Raw genomic sequence first — 18,148 nt, 5'->3', positions numbered from 1 at the left:
TGCGCCTGTATGTCACAGAGAGAGTAGTCGAAATACTAAACATTGGGGGTGTAATGTTGAGCCTGCTTCATGTTGCTGTTATTCTGCCTTTTGCCGCTGGCATTCTCCTTGCCATGCTGCATCGTTTCTTCCGTAAAATTCATTTGGGATGGCCGGTCCTCATCGTCCCGGCACTATTATTTGTATACTTTGCGAGTCTCATACCCGCTGTGTCACAGCGCGATACTGTATCCGGAAATATTCCATGGATTCCTTCACTGGACATTGGATTTAACCTCTATCTGGACGGTCTGAGCCTCATGCTGACACTGCTAATCACCGGAATCGGTGTCCTCGTTGTTCTCTACTCCATCTTCTACATGGATATGAAAGAGGCGCTAAACCGCTTCTACCTTTATCTGTTGATGTTCATGGGAGCCATGTTGGGCGTGGTGCTGTCTGATAATATGATCGTGCTCTACGGGTTCTGGGAATTGACCAGTATTACGTCTTTCCTGTTGATTGCATTTCATTACAAACGCAAAGCTTCCACTTCAGGAGCACAAAAATCTTTCCTGATTACGGTATTTGGCGGTTTCGCCATGCTTACCGGATTCATGATGATGTATCTCATTACCGGAACGTTCAGTATTCGTGCAACCATTGCAGGATTGGGTCAGTTTCAGGAAAGCGCACTATTCCTCCCCGCACTTGTCTTGATCTTAATTGGTGCTTTCACCAAGTCAGCCCAATTCCCGTTCCATATCTGGTTGCCGGATGCCATGGAAGCTCCGACACCTGTCAGCGCCTATCTGCATTCCGCCACGATGGTCAAGGCAGGACTGTATGTTGTGGCCCGGTTTACACCGATCTTCGGTGGACAGGGGCTCTGGTTCTGGCTTGTTACCGGCGTTGGTCTCCTGACTTTGTGTTATGGATCATTCCTGGCGGTGAAAAAAAACGATCTCAAAGCGATTCTCGCCTATTCAACCATCTCTCAACTTGGTCTGATCATGTCCCTCTTAGGGGTGGGATCTGCTGCTCTCTTCTTCGGATATGGCGAATCCTCTGCGATGTACACCGTGGCAATAACCGCTGCGCTGCTTCACCTGTTTAATCACGCGACCTTCAAGGCCGCTCTGTTCATGGTCGTAGGCATTGTTGATCATGAAACGGGTACACGTGACATCCGAAAGCTCGGTGGACTTGCTTCATTCATGCCAATTACATTCACCGTAGCATTGATCGGATCACTTGCTATGGCGGGTATACCGCCATTCAACGGATTCCTGAGCAAGGAGTTATTCTTCCAGGCGATGGTCGAAGTCACGCATCTGCGAATCTTTGGACTTGGTTCCTGGAGTATTCTATTGCCGGTATTGGCTTGGCTTGCAAGTGTGTTTACCCTGATCTATGCGCTGATTATCGTGTTCAAAACATTCCTCGGTCGTAGCCAAAGCGAGATCCCTGCCGAGAAGCTGCACGAAGCGCCCGTTGGTATGCTCATTCCGCCCGTTGTTCTAGGTGTTCTTGTCGTTGTATTCGGACTCTTCCCGAATCTGCTGGCCGGATCACTGATTGAACCGGCCATGGCAGCCGTACTTCCATCCCTCTTAGATGGAACTGAACGCTTCGATGTACATTTTTCCCTGTGGCATGGATGGACTCCGGAACTGATTATGACGATCGGAGTTGTGATTCTCGGAATCACTCTCTACAAGCTGTTGCCACGATGGAGGAATATTTATGAGCATTATCCGCAAGGATTAACCATTAACAATATGTACCATGTTGTACTGGATAATCTTCAGCATTATGCACGCAAATGGACGGAAGCCTATATGAATGGCTCGGTTCGTAATTATTTGGTTTACATTTTCTCATTCACGGTTGCCTTGTTAGTTTATGCCTTCTTCCGTTCAGGTGAAAATATTACCTGGAATCTGCAGGGCAATGCACCTTTCTCATTTTATGAGGTCGTTCTGCTGGTCACACTCATCGGTGCGGCGGTTTCGATTCCTTTTGCCAAAAACAGACTGTCGGCAGTCATTATGACCGGTGCGGTTGGTTACATCGTAACCCTGCTGTTTGTGCTCTTTCGGGCGCCGGATCTGGCCTTGACACAGATGATTGTCGAGACGGTATCCGTTGCATTGTTCCTGCTCTGCTTCTACCATCTGCCTGAATTGAAACGTGGCAAATCAAGCCGTAGTTATCTCACGGTAAATATGATCGTAGCGATTGCAGTCGGCGTTGTGATGACCTTTGTTGCTCTAGCTGCAAGCGGAACAGCATCACTGGACAGCATTTCTACCTTCTTCCTGCAAGAAGCGTATGACTCTGCTGGTGGTAAAAATGTCGTGAACGTGTTATTGGTTGATTTCCGTGGATTCGATACGTTACTGGAGATTATGGTGCTCGGCGTTGCTTCATTATCCATCTACTCCATGATTAATCTGAACCTCGAAGCCAAAGATCTCGGAGCCCGCTTGAAGTTCCGTAAGAAGGACGAAAGTCAGGAGTCTGAACCTGCTCTGGATGATGAAGCGGATAATACGAAAAAGTATGGTAACCGTGAACGGAGCTCATCCTCGTGGGATACTGTACCTTTGCAGAGTAATGATGTATTGCTGCAAACGACCACCAAGGTCGTTGTGTTCATCATTCTGACGTTTGCCATGCACCTGTTCTTCGCAGGACATCACAATCCGGGTGGAGGTTTTATCGGTGGCTTGGTTACAGCGGCAGCGCTCGTATTGATTGCCCTGGCATTCAGTACGGATACGATACGCAAAGCGTTACCCGTTGACTTCCGTGTTCTAACAGGAATCGGATTGGGTATCGCGTTACTGACAGGTGCAGGTTCATTTATATTCGGAGTTCCGTTCCTAAGCCAAACCTTCGGTTATTTCGAACTCCCTTTGCTAGGAGAGACAGAACTCGCCACGGCCATGCTGTTTGATCTTGGCGTGTATCTCGCTGTCCTGGGTGTCACCATGACCATCATTCTACAGATCGGGGAGGATCGCTGATATGGAAATATTGATGTGTGTAGCCGTTGGCATTCTGTTTGCGGTTGCTGTCTTTTTAATCTTGTCGCGGAGCCTACTCCGTATCGTACTTGGCATGTCCATACTAACCCATGGTGTACATCTGCTCTTGATCACCATGTCACGTCTCAAAACCGGGGCACCACCCCTGCTTGGGGAGATGGCCGAGCGCTATGTCGACCCTCTTCCTCAGGCGTTAATACTAACTTCTATTGTAATTAATTTTGGACTCACTGCGTTCTTCTTTGTTCTTTCTTATCGTTCTTATCTGAAATTAAAAACAGACGATATGGAAGAAGTAAGGGGGCGCCCATATGAATAATCTCGTCGTTCTGCCGATTCTGTTGCCTTTAATCACAGGTGTTCTGGCTTTGCTCTTTTTCCGAAAAACAAATATCCAGCGGATCATTAGTGTCATCGGGCTTTTGTTTACAGCAGCGGTCTCAACGATACTTATTACTCGTGTAACTCAAACTGGAGTGCTCACGCTTAATATGGGCGGATGGGCACCTCCCTATGGTATTGTGCTAGTTGCTGATATGGTGTCTGCGTTGCTTGTGGTTGCTGCTTCCATCATTGCGCTGGCTTGTCTGCTGTATGCATTCCGCAGTGTAAACAAGGAGAGAGAAGAACATCACTTCTATCCGTTCTTTCATTTTCTGATCGCGGGAGTTAACGGTTCATTCCTAACCGGAGATTTGTTCAATTTGTTTGTTTGCTTTGAGCTGATGCTGATCTCTTCCTATGCACTGATTGTATTGGGTAGTACGGAAAGGCAGCTTCGTGAAACGATCAAATATGTCTTGATTAACATCGTTTCGTCAGCCCTGTTTGTCGCTTCCATTGGCTTCCTTTACTCCATTACTGGCACACTGAACATGGCAGACTTGTCCGTAAAAATTGCTGAAGTGGGACAGAGCGGTGTCATCACCTTAATTGCTGTTCTCTTCCTGATTGTATTCAGCATCAAGGCCGGACTGTTCCTGTTCTTCTGGCTGTCGGGCTCTTATGCGGCACCACCTGCTGTCGTCACTGCATTGTTCGCAGGATTGCTTACCAAGGTTGGCTTGTACGCCATTGTGCGAACATTCACACTGATCTTCTATCATGATCCTGATTTCTTCCATGCCCTGATCGGATGGATGGCTGGTGCTACGATGGTTCTTGGTGTTATCGGTGCAATCTCGTACCGCGATGTGAACAAAATTCTCATCTACAACGTGGTTGCAGGTGTAGGTTTTGTCGCTTTTGGTATGGCTTCAGCCAGTCGTCCAGCGCTGGAAGGTCTGCTCTTCTACATGCTTCATGACATGTTAATCAAAACATTGCTCTTCCTGCTCGGCGGTGCGTTGATCGCAGTTGCCGGAACATCCAAACTGGACAACATGGGCGGGCTGATCCATCGCTATCCGCTGCTCGGCTGGATGTTCTTCATTAGCGCACTTGCCTTGGCAGGCTTGCCTCCATTCAGTGGTTTTCCGGGGAAGTTGCTTCTCTTCGAAGGTGGCTTGCAGGCAGGCTTGTATGGTCTGACCGGTATTGCGGTGCTCTCCAGCTTGTTAATGTTATATTCGGTACTGCGCATCTTCATACAAGCGTTCTGGGGCGAACCGCCTGCCGGTGTTGCAAGACGGCCATACGCGGTGAACGGCCTGCTGATTCCTGCCGGAATTCTGTTTGTATTCATCATCGTAATGGGTGTGGGGGCTGAAGGCATGTTCCAATTGACCTCCCGCGCAGGCGATATTCTACTGCATCCCAATATTTATATTGATGCCGTATTGAAGGAGTAGATGTCTATGGCCTTTCAGATTGTACTTAATCTTATCATTGCCTTTGTATGGATGTTTTTGAACAACGCCTGGAATGGTGTTGGTTTTCTCATAGGTTACCTGCTCGGACTACTTCTCATCGGGGGGATGCGGAGATTCTTCCCCCAGCGCTTCTATATTGTTCGAGTCTGGGCCATCTGCAAACTGATTACATTACTGTTCAAGGAACTGGTGCGAGCCAGCATTGAGGTTATACGCCAGATTATCAAGCCCAAGCTCGACATAAGGCCCGGTATTTTTACGTATAAAACTCAATTGTCCTCGGATTGGGAGGTCACCCTGCTCTGCCTACTTATTTCATTAACACCGGGTTCTCTGCCACTTGAGATCTCGGGTAACCAACGCAAACTGTTTATCCACGCGCTAGATATCAAGGATGAACAGAAAATGAGAGATAATATTCAAAACACATTCGAAAAAGCAATTATGGAGGTGACGCGTTAATGTTATCCTCACTGTTGTTCATCTCATTGCTCATTCTCTCCTTAGCCATACTAGGGTGCTTGTATAGGGTGCTTCGGGGACCATCCATGGCTGATCGGATCACAGCATTGGACACCATCGGTATCAATGTAATTGCCATCGTCGCCGTTCTTTCGATGATGCTGCAAACTCAGGCATATCTGGATATCATCTTGCTGATTGGTATTCTGGCTTTTCTAAGTACAGTGGCATTTGCACGTTATATTGAACGGGGGGCGGTATTCAAAAATGATGGAGATCGTTAAGGTAACCGCTGAAACAGCCATAGGTTTACTCGTACTGCTTGGTGCATTGCTTAGCGCCCTCAGTGCGTTCGGACTTATTCGTCTGCCCGATGTATATCTGCGAGCCCATGCCGCAACCAAAAGTATGACGCTTGGCGTGTTCTGTGTACTAAGCGCTACGTTTTTCTACTTCTGGTACTTCGATAACTATATCAGTGCCCGTTTGTTGTTAGGTATCCTGTTTGTATTCATCACGGCTCCGGTCGCCGGACATCTGAACGGACGGGCCGCCTATCGCACAGATGTACCACTGTGGGAGCAGAGTGTACAAGATGAACTGGAACCCTTGTTAAAAGGTAAAAAGGTGAACCATGAAGCCAAAGACATGATGGAGTGATCCTCCATCTCAGACATAGCGAATACCCCCAAGGATCACCCGCCCTTTTCGCGGGCTGTTCCCGGGGGTATTTTTTAATTTATCATACGCAGTTCATATCATATCCGGATCATGCAGGCAGATAATATTCATCGTTAGAATCCACTCAATCCCTGTCTTTTCAGATCCGCAGCCACAATGCGTGCAAGCTGGGCAGCACCTTGACGATTCGGATGCAGACTATCCCCCGTCATATACAGAGCGAGTGTTGCCGCCGGACCAATGGACGTGAAATAAGCAGAACTCAACTTATTCAGTTCAACCAGTGTGACCCCCTCTTCCTGAGCCAGTGCACGAGTCGATTGATTATACCAGCGGTTCTCCGCTTGATGTACATTGGCTGTATTAAAGTCTGTTGCCCGGCCTTGTGGCGTGGAGAGGATAACCGTTGCTCCTTTGTTCTTCGCCTGACGCACCATATCCCGCATAATCTCTTTAAACTGCGCCTCCGTTGTATTGTTCTTGGCATTGGTATCGTTAATCCCGAATTGCAAAATAAAATAATCTCCCGGCTTGATATACTTCAGAATCGCCTCCATCTGACCATCGTCGCGGAATCCTCTCGCAAACTGACCACTTGATGCCATATTACGAACCTGGAACGTAGCGTTGTTCACATAAGACGGTAACAGCTGTCCCCACCCTCCTTGAACACTGCTGCCAAGCGGATAGTAATTACAAACTGTTGAGTCACCACCGATATAGATCGTGCGGTTGGTTACGGTCTGATTGGATATCTTCCGAATCTCGAGTGCGCTGAGTGTAAATGCAGTACCTGCTTTTCCTTCCGTAATGAGCAGATTGAGTTGCCCATCAGTTATCGGAATTTGAAATTGATCCGTCGCCCCGTTGCCCGTCATGTTGATGATCTGGTACACCCCTTCTGCCGCCACACTTGCTCTGGCTGTATTGCCCAGAACCACTTTGACCTCATATAGGCCATTGGACAGGTTCACATTGAAGGTGTTGTTGCTCTTCGTGCCAAACGTCAGAAACTGTACGGCGTCACTCATTACTCCGCTTCCAGAAGCAGACACATTTCGCATATTGGCTGGTGTATTGAACCCATACCCTTTGGTAGCCGTGTAGGCATCTCCTGCGGACACGCCTGTGTAACCGCTCTCAACCGGACCCGAACCAAAATCAAATCTGTAATTGTCCGTTGCTGCCTTGGCAACTTGCCCTCCACTGCTTCCCAGACCGATGCTCAACGTACTTGCAAACAGAATAAAACAGAGCAGAAACTTTACTAATGTTGACCATTTCATCACTGAATTCTCCTCTCGAATCCATATTAGGTTGGTGCATGATCCACAACTTCACAGAACTCGATCAAGCCAGTCATAGGCCTTCGCTCCGCTAATCTCATGTCCACCTGTAAAGAAATCCGCATCCAGTGCTTCTGATGCCCCCGCTTGTTCATAGATGTATGTCAATCGCTTATAGGCTTCTCTTGCTGCATCGAGCGGAAATACCCGATCATAACTTCCAGCTTCAATAAAGAGTGGTCTAGGTACAATCAAGCCGATGAGATCGGGCAACTCCGCTTCACGAAGGATACCTGGCACATAATTGTCCAGACAATGGTTGCGATCCAGTATGCTGCCCTGGAATGTACTTGCATAGCCACTTACTACAGCTGCATGGAAGCGTTCATCCAATGCGGCTGAAAATGCCGTAACCAGACCACCACCCGAGATACCCATGCTTCCAATTCGCTCCGTATCCACTTCTGGTCGGGTCAATAGATAATCCAGTACTCTAGTTGTTTCATATACCCTGTGCCCGGCGAGAGTCTTCCCCACCATGAGCAGATGCGCCGCAATCTTCGTACAGGAGCTTACCCCTGGTGGCGCATCGCGGTCCTCTGCCAGTCTTCGATCACCGAACCCGAGCAGCTCTGGAGCCGCAACCACATATCCACGCTTCACAAGCGCTACTGCAAAGTCCTTGTGTAATCCGGGCTCTCCAGTCCGTGGTGAACCATCCGGTTCCATACCAGAGATCTCCCGGCTACCATAGCCATGCCCATGACAAGCAACGATAGCAGGTCTTCTCACCTCGGTAGTGCTTCCATCCCCTGGAATCAATACATACACAGACATACGGAGTCCCGCATAGGTCGTGATCTCAACCCGCTCCCGGATATACCCGTCACATGGGATGCGCTCCAGTAAGACAGGATTCAATGCTGCGTCCCTGGTTGGAAAACCGCCCAACCGTTCTTTCACGCGGGTACATAACTGACTGCGCCATAACTCCAGGGGTTGATCTGCCTGATATGCGGAACGTCCACGGAGATTCGTTTGTTGTTGTAAATAGGCTTCAATATCCGACATGGGCCTGTGTCCCTCCTGTTTTTCGTAAAGATAACGTAGATAGAAGACTGTCATATGGAATGAATCCCATCCATTATAGAACATTGATGTCTCCCATGAATTGAACATGTTTGCCTGTTTTGAATAGAATCATACGATTTCTAGCCAAAAAGGATATCTCCAACCTGAAGACAGGTTACGGAAATACCCTTCATTTGATCTGACCTGGCAGCCACCAGTTCCACCTGCCCATTAATCTCATCAACGCAGGTACCAATATTAGGCGGATCAATGTAACGTCAATCAATACCGCTGCCGTGATTCCAATCCCTAATTGCCTCACACCTGCAACTTCAGCAAAAGCAAACGGCACGGTCACCGCAAGTAGAATTGCCGCTGCGGAAGTGACCAGACGACCGGTAGAAGCCAGTCCTTGTTGGACAGCTCCATCACTGTCTCCTGTTCGTCTGTACACCTCCTGAATACGACTTAACATAAATACCCCATAATCCATGGATATGCCAAACACCAATCCTGCAATGAATACAGGGATCATAATAGCAATGTCTGATTGCTCCATGCCCAGATGTCCTTCATTAAACACCCATACCAAAATGCCAAATGAAGCGGCTAAGCTGAGCAGATTCATCACAATCGCTTTGATTGGAATGAGTAGAGATCGGAATGCCGCCAGTAATACAAGATAATTGGTGACGACTACAAATACCAGCACTTTAGGCAGTTGATGTGTAACTTCCTGCATGATTTCAACCTGCTTGGCAGCTTCCCCACCATAACGCAGTTTTACATTGTTGGAACCTAGTGCATGATCGCTATTCCTCATCCGTTCCAGCCAATCTGCGACCTGCTCCGATCCAGGCTCCCCATGCACGGTGGCTACCAATCGTATGGAATAATCAGAGACCGTTGAACGCAGCCATGCCGTCCTTGTTGACTCCTTGCCTTCTATGGAAGGCGACGACGATGGAATTGTAAACAGGTTTGGTGAGCCATTCTGATTAGGCTGTAATAGGCCCCATGGTGAAACAATGCTCAATACGTCCGAGTCCTGAAGTAATTGACGTGCTTTGTTGTGGGCCGTCTGCCAGTGTGAGGTAGTTAACCGTTCCTGCTGTGCACCAATCACGATCTCGATGGTGGAGGTATTCTTTTGCCCATAATCATGCTGCAACAGCTCTGCTGCCTGGCGGGACTCCATTCTGGCTGGCAGTGAAGAGGCATCCGGGACAGACAGTTCCAGCCGGGTCACTGGATAGACACACAGGAGCAGCACGATCGTACCTCCAATTGCCATGCTGACTGGACGTTTCATGACCATTGCTGACCATCTGTGCCACACTGAACCTCTAGGTAACGAATGAATTGAATTTTGCCTGAAGACGCGATCCGCGAACAGTGACAGTAGAGCTGGCAGCAGTGTAAGATTTAACAATAGTGATAGAAGCAGAACAGTGACGGCCCCCAAGGAGACACTCAGAAACATTGGCAGCCTGATCCAGAGCAGACCCAGCAGCCCGAGGAGTACGCAAGCTGCCGAGAACAACACTGCTCTGCCTGCTGTACGTAATGTTCTTTGAAGAATCTCGCTCTGCATAACCAGGCTTCTTCCCGGAATATTAGCTGCACCTTCATCTTTATAGGCCCGCTGAACTTCTTCCCTGTACCTGCTCAGGATGATCAGGGCAAAATCTATACTGAGTGCCATGCCCACCATGGGAATAACGTTAATGATAAAGTTGGACAATTCCAGATGATAACCAAGGAGCGTTGTGGCTCCCATCGCTGTAATCACAGCACTGATGCCCATCATGACAGCAATCAATGCGGCATATAACCCCCTGAAAGCGAAGCACAGAACGATTAGGGCAATCGGCAGCCCCACCATCTCTGCCCGTTCCAGGTCACGAAAACTCAGATGATTTACATCCTGTTGTACGACGGTCTTGCCGGTCAATTGGACCGTACCTGGACCGTCTGTTGCCAGCAAGGCGCGCAACTGCTCAATTGGAGGACCCATCTGATGTGGGGGCACATCCATCTTCACAAGGGCATATGCCCTGTGATTTTGCAGCGTCACCCTTTCGCCAGCATCCAGCGGGAACGTGACAGAGCTTACCGCAGGCAACACTTGAACCTGTGTCAGACGCTCCCTGATCCACTGTCGGAACGCTAACGGCGAGGTATTATCCTTTTTCTCAAAAACCAGAATAACCGGATTCGCAGGAGAAGCGAATTCGTCCTCCAGAACAAGCTCTACGGCTTGCGCATCCCCGTGAACCCGTCTCAATCCGTGATCCTGGACAATGTCAGGCAACCTCCACGCCCAGACCGCTGACATCCCGATGATAAATACCCAGCAGAGAATAATGAACCGTGGATATCGGCTGATGAAGGCAGCAAGTCTGCGATAAGCCATACCTAAGCTCCTCTGCGATCAGATTAGTCATTCGATTACGTTCATCGGTAAAATCGTACGCACATCCAGCCACTTGCGGTGCATGTCTCCTTCACTCGGATTCGCGAACTAATGGATGCCTTGCTTCACAGGTGTTCTGTTCGCCATGGGCACAGGAATGTATGTAAAAGGGAGTAATTCTGCGGTCAGTCCGGGTCCAAAGGCAAGCGCTATTCCACTCGAGTAATCTTCTTTTTGTCTGTAATCCTCGCGGATGGCTTGAAGTACAAAGAGAATTGTCACAGACGACAGGTTGCCATAATCCCTCAGGATGTTACGACTGTATGAGACCTGCTCATCTGTCAACTGATACAGCTTCTGAACGGCATCCACGATGCCTCTGCCTCCCGGATGGATCGCCCATATTTCAGGTAAACTCCCCCCCTCGAGAAGTCGCTCAACCTCTGGCCCAAGATGCAGACCAAGCAGCTTTGGAATCTGTGGTGACAGATAGAGGTCAAAGCCTGTATTGCCCACTTCCCAGATCATTTCTTCTGCACAATCCGGGAGCAGCGTTGAGTACCCACGCCCTAGTCGAAAACATTCATTACGGTCTGTTCCGGACGCACCAATAACACAGGCAGATGCACCATCACCGAAGAACGATGCAGCATACAGGTCGTCCCGTTTGGAAGATGGCTGAAAATGAAGCGTGCACAGCTCCACACACACGATGAGAACCATGGCCTTCTGATCGGTCGTTACAATGGAATTCGCCAGTTGTATCGCCTTCAGACCCGCTGCACATCCTTGAAACACCAGCGGAATCCGGTTAATCTGCGGTGACAGTTCAAGCTGCTGGATCAGCCGAACATCAAGTCCGGGCAGGAATTGGCCCGTGCAACTCACCGTAATGAGATGTGTAATTTCCGAGGAGGATACGTCCGCATCCTGAAGCGCTTGTACGGCCGCCTCCAGACCAAGGGGAACAGCAGCAGCTTTGTATTTGCCCATGCGCTCGGATGTAGTCGGAACTTCCTCCCTACTCGTGAAAGGTAAGTATCGGCAAGAATCAACAGGCTCAAGCAGATTCGGTTCACACGTATAACGAGTTTCCACACCGCACTGATTAAAGATCCGTTTCGCCCATCGTCTCGCATCCGGCTCATGTTCCAGCGCCTGTGCGAGACGGGCAGACACATCCTTTTGCTCAATACGGTGGACTGGCCAAGCCGTTCCTATTCCCATAATACTTGCCCCTGTAGTTTCCTCAAGCTGGTTCATCAGCTTAACCCCCTATATAATCTTTTCTTTCTCATCAAAAGTGGGCCTGTTAAACGACCTATATATCAAATAGGTTCATATAAAAATGTGCAGGTTATAGTACAAGTCTATTCACTCCCTGTCCCATATATGTTCATATCACAACGAAAGGCGGACAACCTATGCGAGTTTCGCATGTGTTGTCCGCCTTTATCTACAAAATTAAACCCTTTCACAAATTACATATAAGATCTTTCATACCTATTCAGGGCGTATTATGGTAAATCTCTCTCCAAGCTTGGCATAATCATTACCCGCAAGTCGGCTGACTGGTTTCAAATGATCCATCAGGATATACCCCTTGTCCGGATTATAGACTTGTTCGCTGAAATGATACTGTACTATGCGTACCAGTAGCAAATCACTCATCGGTTTGCCATCATCGTTGGTAATGGGAATGTGCTGATACAGCTCACACTCCATTCGAATAAGGGCTTCCTTTATTCCCGGCACGGTGACCTTTGTACTTGGTACTGTAGTCAGTTTCGTCCGCTCAAGCTCACTTTCATGAGGTTCAAGGATAGCTGCTGTCTCATTTACTTCTGCTATGATTGCTTCATCACATATATGCACGACCAACTCTTTATGAGCAAGCACATTACGTGCAGTATCTTTCATCCTGCCGTCTTTACGTGCAACGGATATGGATAACAGCGGTGGGTCCGAACTAACCACATTGAAAAAACTGAAAGGCGCTGCATTGATCACATCATTCTCATCTGAACGTGTCGTCACAAAAGCAATAGGACGTGGTACCACCGAACCACTCATCAGTTTATAGTTGTCTCTTCCCGTTATTTCGCGTGGATCCAATGTATACATATGTAAATATCCCCTTCCCTGCTCGTGTAATAAGTGTCCATTTCACTTCAAAACACGTTAACACACTCATATTTATTATATAACGTAAAATGCCGAATTAACAAAAAAACTCCCTGGGCCCATTGCACCAGAGAGTAGGAATATGCTTTTTCATATCGACTAATTCTTATTTAACAATGCTGTTCTGAATGTCTTCCATAATTTGAAGGTTCGCTTGAACTCCACTATACAACCAGCTGCTGGACCGGGTGAATTCAAACAAATTGCCATTTTTCACAGCCGGAATGCTTTGCCACACTGGATCTTTCAGTGCTTCCGCCCCAGTACCTTCATCACTATTCACAAAGAACAAGTAGTCTACATCCATTTCCGCCAGCTTCTCCAAAGAGATGGAAGACCAGTTACCTGTTGCATTGGCAGAGATTTCTTTTACAACTTCAGGCTCTTGAAGGCCAAGTTCTTTATACATTACTTCTCCACTTGATACATTGTCACTTACAATAAAGAACTTGCCGCTAACCAACCAAATGGCCGCTGCCGATTTCGTTCCACCTGTAACGTTGTTGATCTTTTCCTTAATTTCTGTAGCTTTAACTTCGTAATCATCCAGCGCTTTTTGTGCTTCATCACTCTTATTCAATATCTCACCGATTTTCAGCAATGTTTTACGCCAATCGCTATTGATCTCATCGCCAAGTACATAAGTAGGTGCAATCTTACTGTACTGTTCGTATTTTTCTCCTTCAACCATACTTTGAGAACCAATAATAATCAGATCCGGGTTGAAACTTGCTACCGCTTCAAAAGGAAGATCGAAGGCAATCGTTGGAATACCGTTCAGATCTTTTTGCAAATATTCCTGAATGCCGTTTGCTACTGACCACTGTGCTGCTGGCTTAACACCTAGTGTTACCAGATTGTCTTCTAGATAAGATGCGATAATACGCTCCGGATTCGCCGGGATTTTCACTTCGTGTCCCATTGCATCTGTCATGGTTCGCTCTGTAGCGGCTTCTGTTTGCGTCTCTGTCTCGGTTGTTGTATCGTTCTCTCCTGCTGCTCCGTTCTCTGCCGGCTTCGCTCCACATGCTGCTAACCAGATGGACATAACCATCACCGTAATCAAAAGTGTGATCATCTTTTTATTTCTCTTAAACACTTTATTATCCCCTTTCAATATGGAAACCTTATTGGCTGTATTGGGACAGATATCTTCGTTCAAAAACAATGATATTATTATTGATACATATAATACCCGTATGTACATTTGTCCAATTCCATTGACAATGATAATTGTTATCAGTTCAATTGTCAATTCGATTATGTCCGAGCGAAGCAAATAAAATCTTCTTGGCGGCATTCACGTATAGGCGGATGCCGCCATATGCTGAATGCAGAATACGACGACAGGAAGGATGTTCTATACATGTATTACGAATATAGTCCTTATCTAAGTTATGGAGAAGACCGCTCCTTTCAATTGCCTCCACTATTCCCAGGAGGTGGCGGTGGCGGCATACCGGGTGGTCAGACGTATCCGGGTACCCCTGGAGGTCAAGGCTCCTATCCTCCATTCATTCCAAGCGGAGGACCAGGTCCATATATTCCTGGAGGCATTCCGGGTACAGCACCGGGCGTACCTGCGCAACTGGCACAAGGCAATCTGCCAACGCTGCTTAGCGCCTATCCGCGTCCGGTAGGTCAGCCTCCCGCAGAGATGCTTTTTCTGTATAACCTGATCAAAAGCAGCCCGGGTCTGCTTCCACTCTTCCTCCAGCAACAGCCGCAAAGTCTCACTCAAGCTGTACAATTTGCACAGACGGGTGCAGCGGCACCGCGAGAAAACGAAGAACGTGCACTGCCCAACTTTTGCTATAACCGATGGTCCCTTGTCTTCACATACAATGATGTGTACCTGATGTGGCCTGCCATCAATCTGTTCGGTTTTGTAGTGGGGTACTTCTATCCATTCCTCACGCCAGGCATACTGTCCAATACACAGATTTTGTTTGCGCTCTGCTAAACTTGTCCTTAGCGACAGCAAGAGCCTCATTTGGAAGTATGATTTCTTCCAAGTGAGGCTCTTGTTCGTTCTTTTAATCAAAGAATCCGTATCGTTAACTCAACGTCTGATCCATCTGACGCTTCCTGCCCCGACTGACCATTAGGAAATAAATCAGCAAGGCACCGAGATCCGCACACGCGATAACGATTCCCATTGGCACAGCTGTACCTTCTCCTCCGAGACCAACTAGCGGAGCGACAATGCCACCGAACAGGAACGTCATCACACCAATAAGCGCAGACGCACTTCCTGCCGACTTCTCCTGATTGGCCATCGCCAGAGCGAAGGACGCAGTATTGACCAGTCCAACACTGGATACCACCAAAAATAACGGAATCAGTACAGAGATTAGATTACCTCCCGCCAGAATGGCGATGAGCAGTGATGTGCCTCCCAGGGCCGCGGTTAGCAGCCCCGCGATTAACAGGCGGGTTTCAGATACCTTACCTGCAAGTCTGCCGGCAACCTGACTGGCCAGAATAATGCCAAGCCCGTTGATGGCAAAGCAGATACTAAACATTTGCGGGGATACCCCATATATTTTCTGAAGTACAAACGGTGAACCGGATATGTAGGCAAACATACCAGCCGCTACGAAACCCTGGGTCAACGCATAACCCATAAACTGACGATCGCCTGCGATTTGACGAAACGTAATCAACGTCTGTTTCAATCCCCCGCTTGATCTGCGGTTGGAGGGCAATGTCTCTCCAAGGCCGAAAATAACAGCCAACAGCGTCAATATACCGATGAGGCTAAGCAAAATAAATACGCCACGCCACGACGTATATGTCAACAATTGTCCACCAATGATCGGTGCAGCAATTGGGGCTACGCCGTTAATCAGCATTAACAGGGAAAAGAACCGTGTAAGTTCCGGGCCTGAATATACGTCTCTGACGATTGCGCGCGAGATGACAATCCCAGCCGCTCCAGCTACACCCTGAATGAACCGCAGCACAACAAAAGAGCCCATCGTAGGGCTAACCAAGCAGAGTATGGAAGCTATAGTATAGAGCATAAGTCCTGCAATGAGCGGTGTTCGCCGACCACGTACATCACTTAGAGGTCCGGCAAGCAGCTGCCCCACCGCAAGTCCAATCATACACGCCGTCAGACTGAGTTGAGCATAGGAGGTCGATGAACCGAACTCATCAGCCAGTGTAGGTAATGCGGGTAAATACATATCCAGGGACAACGGCCCGAAGGCCGACAGCGTCCCCAGAATTAAAGCCATCCGTACACGGGATGTGGGATTCGTGTTCAATGAAGCTATTGTACTTTTCATCGAGTACTACTCCCCGCTACCCAGCAGTTTGAGCAAGTTGGACGGCAGTGTGAACTGTTGGTTGTTAATAATGATACGGCGCAGTTCTTCTTCATCCCGCTCGTTCTCGGCGTCCTTAATCTCCTGAATTTCCCGGTGAAGTCGTTCCATCTGTTGATCCAGTGCATTGGCGGAGTCTGCCGCACTCTTTAGCTCTCTCGTCAAATGCTCGGGAACATCCTTATTGTATTTATAAAAAATCTTATGCTCTAGACTCGCCCAGAAATCCATCGCGATCGTACGAATCTGAATCTCCACACATGCTCGTTCCTCGCCATTGGACATGTACACAGGCACTTCCACCAGGAGGTGAAGGCTTTGGTAGCCATTTGGTTTCGGATTCTCGATGTAGTCTTTGACCTCCAGTACACGCAGATCGCTCTGGTTGCACAGCATATCCTTAATGCGATAGATGTCCGAGATAAAGGAACATGTAATCCGTACCCCGGCGATATCCTTGATATTTTGCTTGATGCTCTCAAACGTTAACTCATGATTTTTGCGGAACATCTTGTTCATAATGCTCTCAGGAGATTTCAGTCTGGACTTTGTATGCTCAATTGGACTGTAATCATGCAGAGACTGGAATTCTTCCTTCAATACTTCAATTTTGGTCTCCATTTGATCCAGAGCAAATTTATAGATCATCATAAATCTCGTAATTTCATATTTAAATTTCTTGAATTGATCGATTGGATGTGGAGCATTCATCATGGCTTTCTTCCTTTCTTTCTGCACACTAAAGTTAGTTTTATGAATATGAGGACAAGCGGTCAATCCACATGTCTCCTGAACCATTATAAATCATCTGAAGCCAATAAACGAATTTCTCACCTTCGGGCTGGCGATTTAGCTTGGAAGGTATGGGAAATTATTAAACGAGCATCATATAGAAGCATCCCTGTCAAAGGGCCGTTCATTTGCCGTTCATGACTAATAAAAGAGGTGAATCACCCTGCTCTATCAAGTGACGTATTCATCCGATACACTTCGGGTTAAAGCTTATTTATTCTTGCCACGAGGTTGTTCATTACCTGATATCACGATATATGAATCTTCTTATCCCCGCTCAGTCTCATCTGCCTTTCCGGACTTCACTTCCACACTTAATTCTCTACATCTGCAACCACTCGCCAGCGACTACCCTGCTGCAAACATACCTGATATCGCACACCCACAGGAACAGTGGCCAGCGCTGATCTATTGTCGCGGCGGACTTGGCAGCTATGGCGGGGTAAATACCGTTTGGCTTGAGCAGTTTGTACAACAAGGTTATATCGTGTTCGCCCCATCCTATCGTGGCAACGAAGGCGGTGAAGGTCGTGACGAGTACGGCGGAAAAGATGCCGAAGATGTGCATGCTGCTTATCGGTTGATACAGCGTTTACCTTTTGTCGACCCGAAACGTATATCGTTAATGGGGTTCTCGCGTGGGGCCATTAATGCTGTACATACGGCAACTGCCTACAATGAGGGACCGGATAAAGTACATAAATTAGTTCTTTGGAGCGGTGTTTCCGATGTGGAACGCACTTACCATGAGCGAACCGATCTGAGGCGCACATTGAAGCGGGTATTAGGTGGTTCCCCCCGCGCAGCTCCGGAAGCGTACCTCGCCCGTTCTCCCTTATCCAAAGCGAACAAACTATCTTGTCCGGTGCTGATCATGCATGGTACATCGGATACACAGGTGAATTATAGCCATGGAACCCGAATGTATCACTGGCTTAAGCGCCGAGGTGCAAACGTCACATTCCACGCTTATGGCGGGCAGGATCATCATTTTCACGAGAAAATACATGAATCTGCGGTAAACAATATGTTTGATTGGCTCGCTGCACCTTAGCCAGCGCTATGAATTTCATTTTGAAGA

16 protein-coding genes are annotated in these 18,148 nt (G+C 47.9%); 8 read left to right on the top strand and 8 right to left on the bottom strand.

Features of this window, described 5'->3' with window-relative positions; all coding sequences use genetic code 11:
* The first annotated feature begins 56 nt into the window (after nucleotides 1-56).
* Genes MKX40_RS12865 through mnhG form a run of 6 tightly spaced genes read left to right on the top strand, consistent with a single transcriptional unit; the run spans nucleotide 57 to nucleotide 5,965 of the window.
* Nucleotides 57-3,011 (top strand): Na+/H+ antiporter subunit A, encoded by a 2,955-nt coding sequence (locus MKX40_RS12865; RefSeq protein ID WP_339243040.1) that lies wholly within the window; start codon nucleotides 57-59, stop codon nucleotides 3,009-3,011.
* A gap of 1 nt (nucleotide 3,012) precedes the next feature.
* Nucleotides 3,013-3,351, top strand: coding sequence for a Na(+)/H(+) antiporter subunit C (locus tag MKX40_RS12860; RefSeq protein ID WP_036670645.1), 339 nt, complete (start codon nucleotides 3,013-3,015; stop codon nucleotides 3,349-3,351).
* Complete coding sequence (locus MKX40_RS12855) at nucleotides 3,344-4,822, top strand: Na+/H+ antiporter subunit D (RefSeq protein ID WP_339242070.1); 1,479 nt, start codon at nucleotides 3,344-3,346, stop codon at nucleotides 4,820-4,822. Before MKX40_RS12860 ends, MKX40_RS12855 begins: the two co-directional genes overlap by 8 nt.
* A gap of 6 nt (nucleotides 4,823-4,828) precedes the next feature.
* Entirely contained in the window at nucleotides 4,829-5,305 is a 477-nt protein-coding gene (locus MKX40_RS12850; RefSeq protein ID WP_339242068.1) for a Na+/H+ antiporter subunit E, read from the top strand.
* Nucleotides 5,305-5,589, top strand: a complete 285-nt coding sequence (locus MKX40_RS12845; protein WP_017688855.1) for a Na(+)/H(+) antiporter subunit F1 — start codon at nucleotides 5,305-5,307, stop codon at nucleotides 5,587-5,589. The genes MKX40_RS12850 and MKX40_RS12845 overlap by 1 nt, the downstream gene beginning before the upstream one ends.
* Nucleotides 5,573-5,965 carry a monovalent cation/H(+) antiporter subunit G gene (gene mnhG, locus MKX40_RS12840; RefSeq protein WP_076249568.1) on the top strand — a complete coding sequence of 131 codons (393 nt, stop codon included), beginning with the start codon at nucleotides 5,573-5,575 and terminating at the stop codon, nucleotides 5,963-5,965. The genes MKX40_RS12845 and mnhG overlap by 17 nt, the downstream gene beginning before the upstream one ends.
* 134 nt (nucleotides 5,966-6,099) lie before the next feature.
* On the opposite strand, the gene MKX40_RS12835 is transcribed toward mnhG, so the two are convergent.
* The 6 genes from MKX40_RS12835 to MKX40_RS12810 all read right to left on the bottom strand — a co-directional run bounded on the left by MKX40_RS12835 (nucleotide 6,100) and on the right by MKX40_RS12810 (nucleotide 14,042).
* On the bottom strand, nucleotides 6,100-7,272 hold the full coding sequence (locus tag MKX40_RS12835; protein ID WP_339242065.1) for a GDSL-type esterase/lipase family protein: 1,173 nt from the start codon (nucleotides 7,270-7,272) through the stop codon (nucleotides 6,100-6,102).
* Nucleotides 7,273-7,323: 51 nt separating this feature from the next.
* On the bottom strand, nucleotides 7,324-8,343 hold the full coding sequence (locus MKX40_RS12830; RefSeq protein WP_339242063.1) for an alpha/beta hydrolase family protein: 1,020 nt from the start codon (nucleotides 8,341-8,343) through the stop codon (nucleotides 7,324-7,326).
* A 190-nt stretch (nucleotides 8,344-8,533) separates the two neighbouring features.
* Nucleotides 8,534-10,759, bottom strand: coding sequence for an MMPL family transporter (locus MKX40_RS12825; protein ID WP_339242061.1), 2,226 nt, complete (start codon nucleotides 10,757-10,759; stop codon nucleotides 8,534-8,536).
* A gap of 108 nt (nucleotides 10,760-10,867) precedes the next feature.
* Nucleotides 10,868-12,022, bottom strand: a complete 1,155-nt coding sequence (locus MKX40_RS12820; protein ID WP_339242059.1) for a type III polyketide synthase — start codon at nucleotides 12,020-12,022, stop codon at nucleotides 10,868-10,870.
* A 240-nt stretch (nucleotides 12,023-12,262) separates the two neighbouring features.
* Complete coding sequence (locus tag MKX40_RS12815; protein ID WP_339242058.1) at nucleotides 12,263-12,883, bottom strand: flavin reductase family protein; 621 nt, start codon at nucleotides 12,881-12,883, stop codon at nucleotides 12,263-12,265.
* A gap of 166 nt (nucleotides 12,884-13,049) precedes the next feature.
* Nucleotides 13,050-14,042 carry an iron-hydroxamate ABC transporter substrate-binding protein gene (locus tag MKX40_RS12810; RefSeq protein ID WP_339242056.1) on the bottom strand — a complete coding sequence of 331 codons (993 nt, stop codon included), beginning with the start codon at nucleotides 14,040-14,042 and terminating at the stop codon, nucleotides 13,050-13,052.
* A gap of 225 nt (nucleotides 14,043-14,267) precedes the next feature.
* Here MKX40_RS12810 and MKX40_RS12805 point away from each other — a divergent pair, with 225 nt between their 5' ends.
* Nucleotides 14,268-14,906 carry a hypothetical protein gene (locus MKX40_RS12805; protein ID WP_339242054.1) on the top strand — a complete coding sequence of 213 codons (639 nt, stop codon included), beginning with the start codon at nucleotides 14,268-14,270 and terminating at the stop codon, nucleotides 14,904-14,906.
* A 94-nt stretch (nucleotides 14,907-15,000) separates the two neighbouring features.
* Here MKX40_RS12805 and MKX40_RS12800 read toward each other — a convergent pair whose 3' ends face one another.
* Nucleotides 15,001-16,236: a multidrug effflux MFS transporter gene (locus tag MKX40_RS12800; protein WP_339242052.1), complete on the bottom strand. Its 1,236-nt coding sequence runs from the start codon at nucleotides 16,234-16,236 to the stop codon at nucleotides 15,001-15,003.
* 6 nt (nucleotides 16,237-16,242) lie between these two features.
* A complete protein-coding gene (locus MKX40_RS12795) occupies nucleotides 16,243-16,986 on the bottom strand; it encodes a GTP pyrophosphokinase family protein (protein WP_062834047.1) in 744 nt (247 codons plus the stop codon).
* A 301-nt stretch (nucleotides 16,987-17,287) separates the two neighbouring features.
* On the opposite strand from MKX40_RS12795, the gene MKX40_RS12790 reads away from it, so the two are divergent.
* Nucleotides 17,288-18,121 carry a prolyl oligopeptidase family serine peptidase gene (locus MKX40_RS12790; protein WP_339242050.1) on the top strand — a complete coding sequence of 278 codons (834 nt, stop codon included), beginning with the start codon at nucleotides 17,288-17,290 and terminating at the stop codon, nucleotides 18,119-18,121.
* The last annotated feature ends 27 nt before the right edge of the window (nucleotides 18,122-18,148 follow it).

It is taken from the genome of Paenibacillus sp. FSL R5-0517 (assembly GCF_037974355.1).
Lineage (GTDB): Bacteria > Bacillota > Bacilli > Paenibacillales > Paenibacillaceae > Paenibacillus.
The sequence above is the reverse complement of the archived record's forward strand: the minus strand, read 5'-3'. Positions and strand labels throughout refer to the sequence as shown.

Coding starts and splice junctions, on each gene's coding strand:
- MKX40_RS12860 (WP_036670645.1), top strand. CDS start 3,013: ATGGAAATATTGATGTGTGTAGCCGTTGGCATTCTGTTTGCGGTTGCT.
- MKX40_RS12855 (WP_339242070.1), top strand. CDS start 3,344: ATGAATAATCTCGTCGTTCTGCCGATTCTGTTGCCTTTAATCACAGGT.
- MKX40_RS12850 (WP_339242068.1), top strand. CDS start 4,829: ATGGCCTTTCAGATTGTACTTAATCTTATCATTGCCTTTGTATGGATG.
- MKX40_RS12845 (WP_017688855.1), top strand. CDS start 5,305: ATGTTATCCTCACTGTTGTTCATCTCATTGCTCATTCTCTCCTTAGCC.
- mnhG (WP_076249568.1), top strand. CDS start 5,573: ATGATGGAGATCGTTAAGGTAACCGCTGAAACAGCCATAGGTTTACTC.
- MKX40_RS12835 (WP_339242065.1), bottom strand. CDS start 7,272: ATGAAATGGTCAACATTAGTAAAGTTTCTGCTCTGTTTTATTCTGTTT.
- MKX40_RS12830 (WP_339242063.1), bottom strand. CDS start 8,343: ATGTCGGATATTGAAGCCTATTTACAACAACAAACGAATCTCCGTGGA.
- MKX40_RS12825 (WP_339242061.1), bottom strand. CDS start 10,759: ATGGCTTATCGCAGACTTGCTGCCTTCATCAGCCGATATCCACGGTTC.
- MKX40_RS12820 (WP_339242059.1), bottom strand. CDS start 12,022: ATGAACCAGCTTGAGGAAACTACAGGGGCAAGTATTATGGGAATAGGA.
- MKX40_RS12815 (WP_339242058.1), bottom strand. CDS start 12,883: ATGTATACATTGGATCCACGCGAAATAACGGGAAGAGACAACTATAAA.
- MKX40_RS12805 (WP_339242054.1), top strand. CDS start 14,268: ATGCTGAATGCAGAATACGACGACAGGAAGGATGTTCTATACATGTAT.
- MKX40_RS12800 (WP_339242052.1), bottom strand. CDS start 16,236: ATGAAAAGTACAATAGCTTCATTGAACACGAATCCCACATCCCGTGTA.
- MKX40_RS12795 (WP_062834047.1), bottom strand. CDS start 16,986: ATGAATGCTCCACATCCAATCGATCAATTCAAGAAATTTAAATATGAA.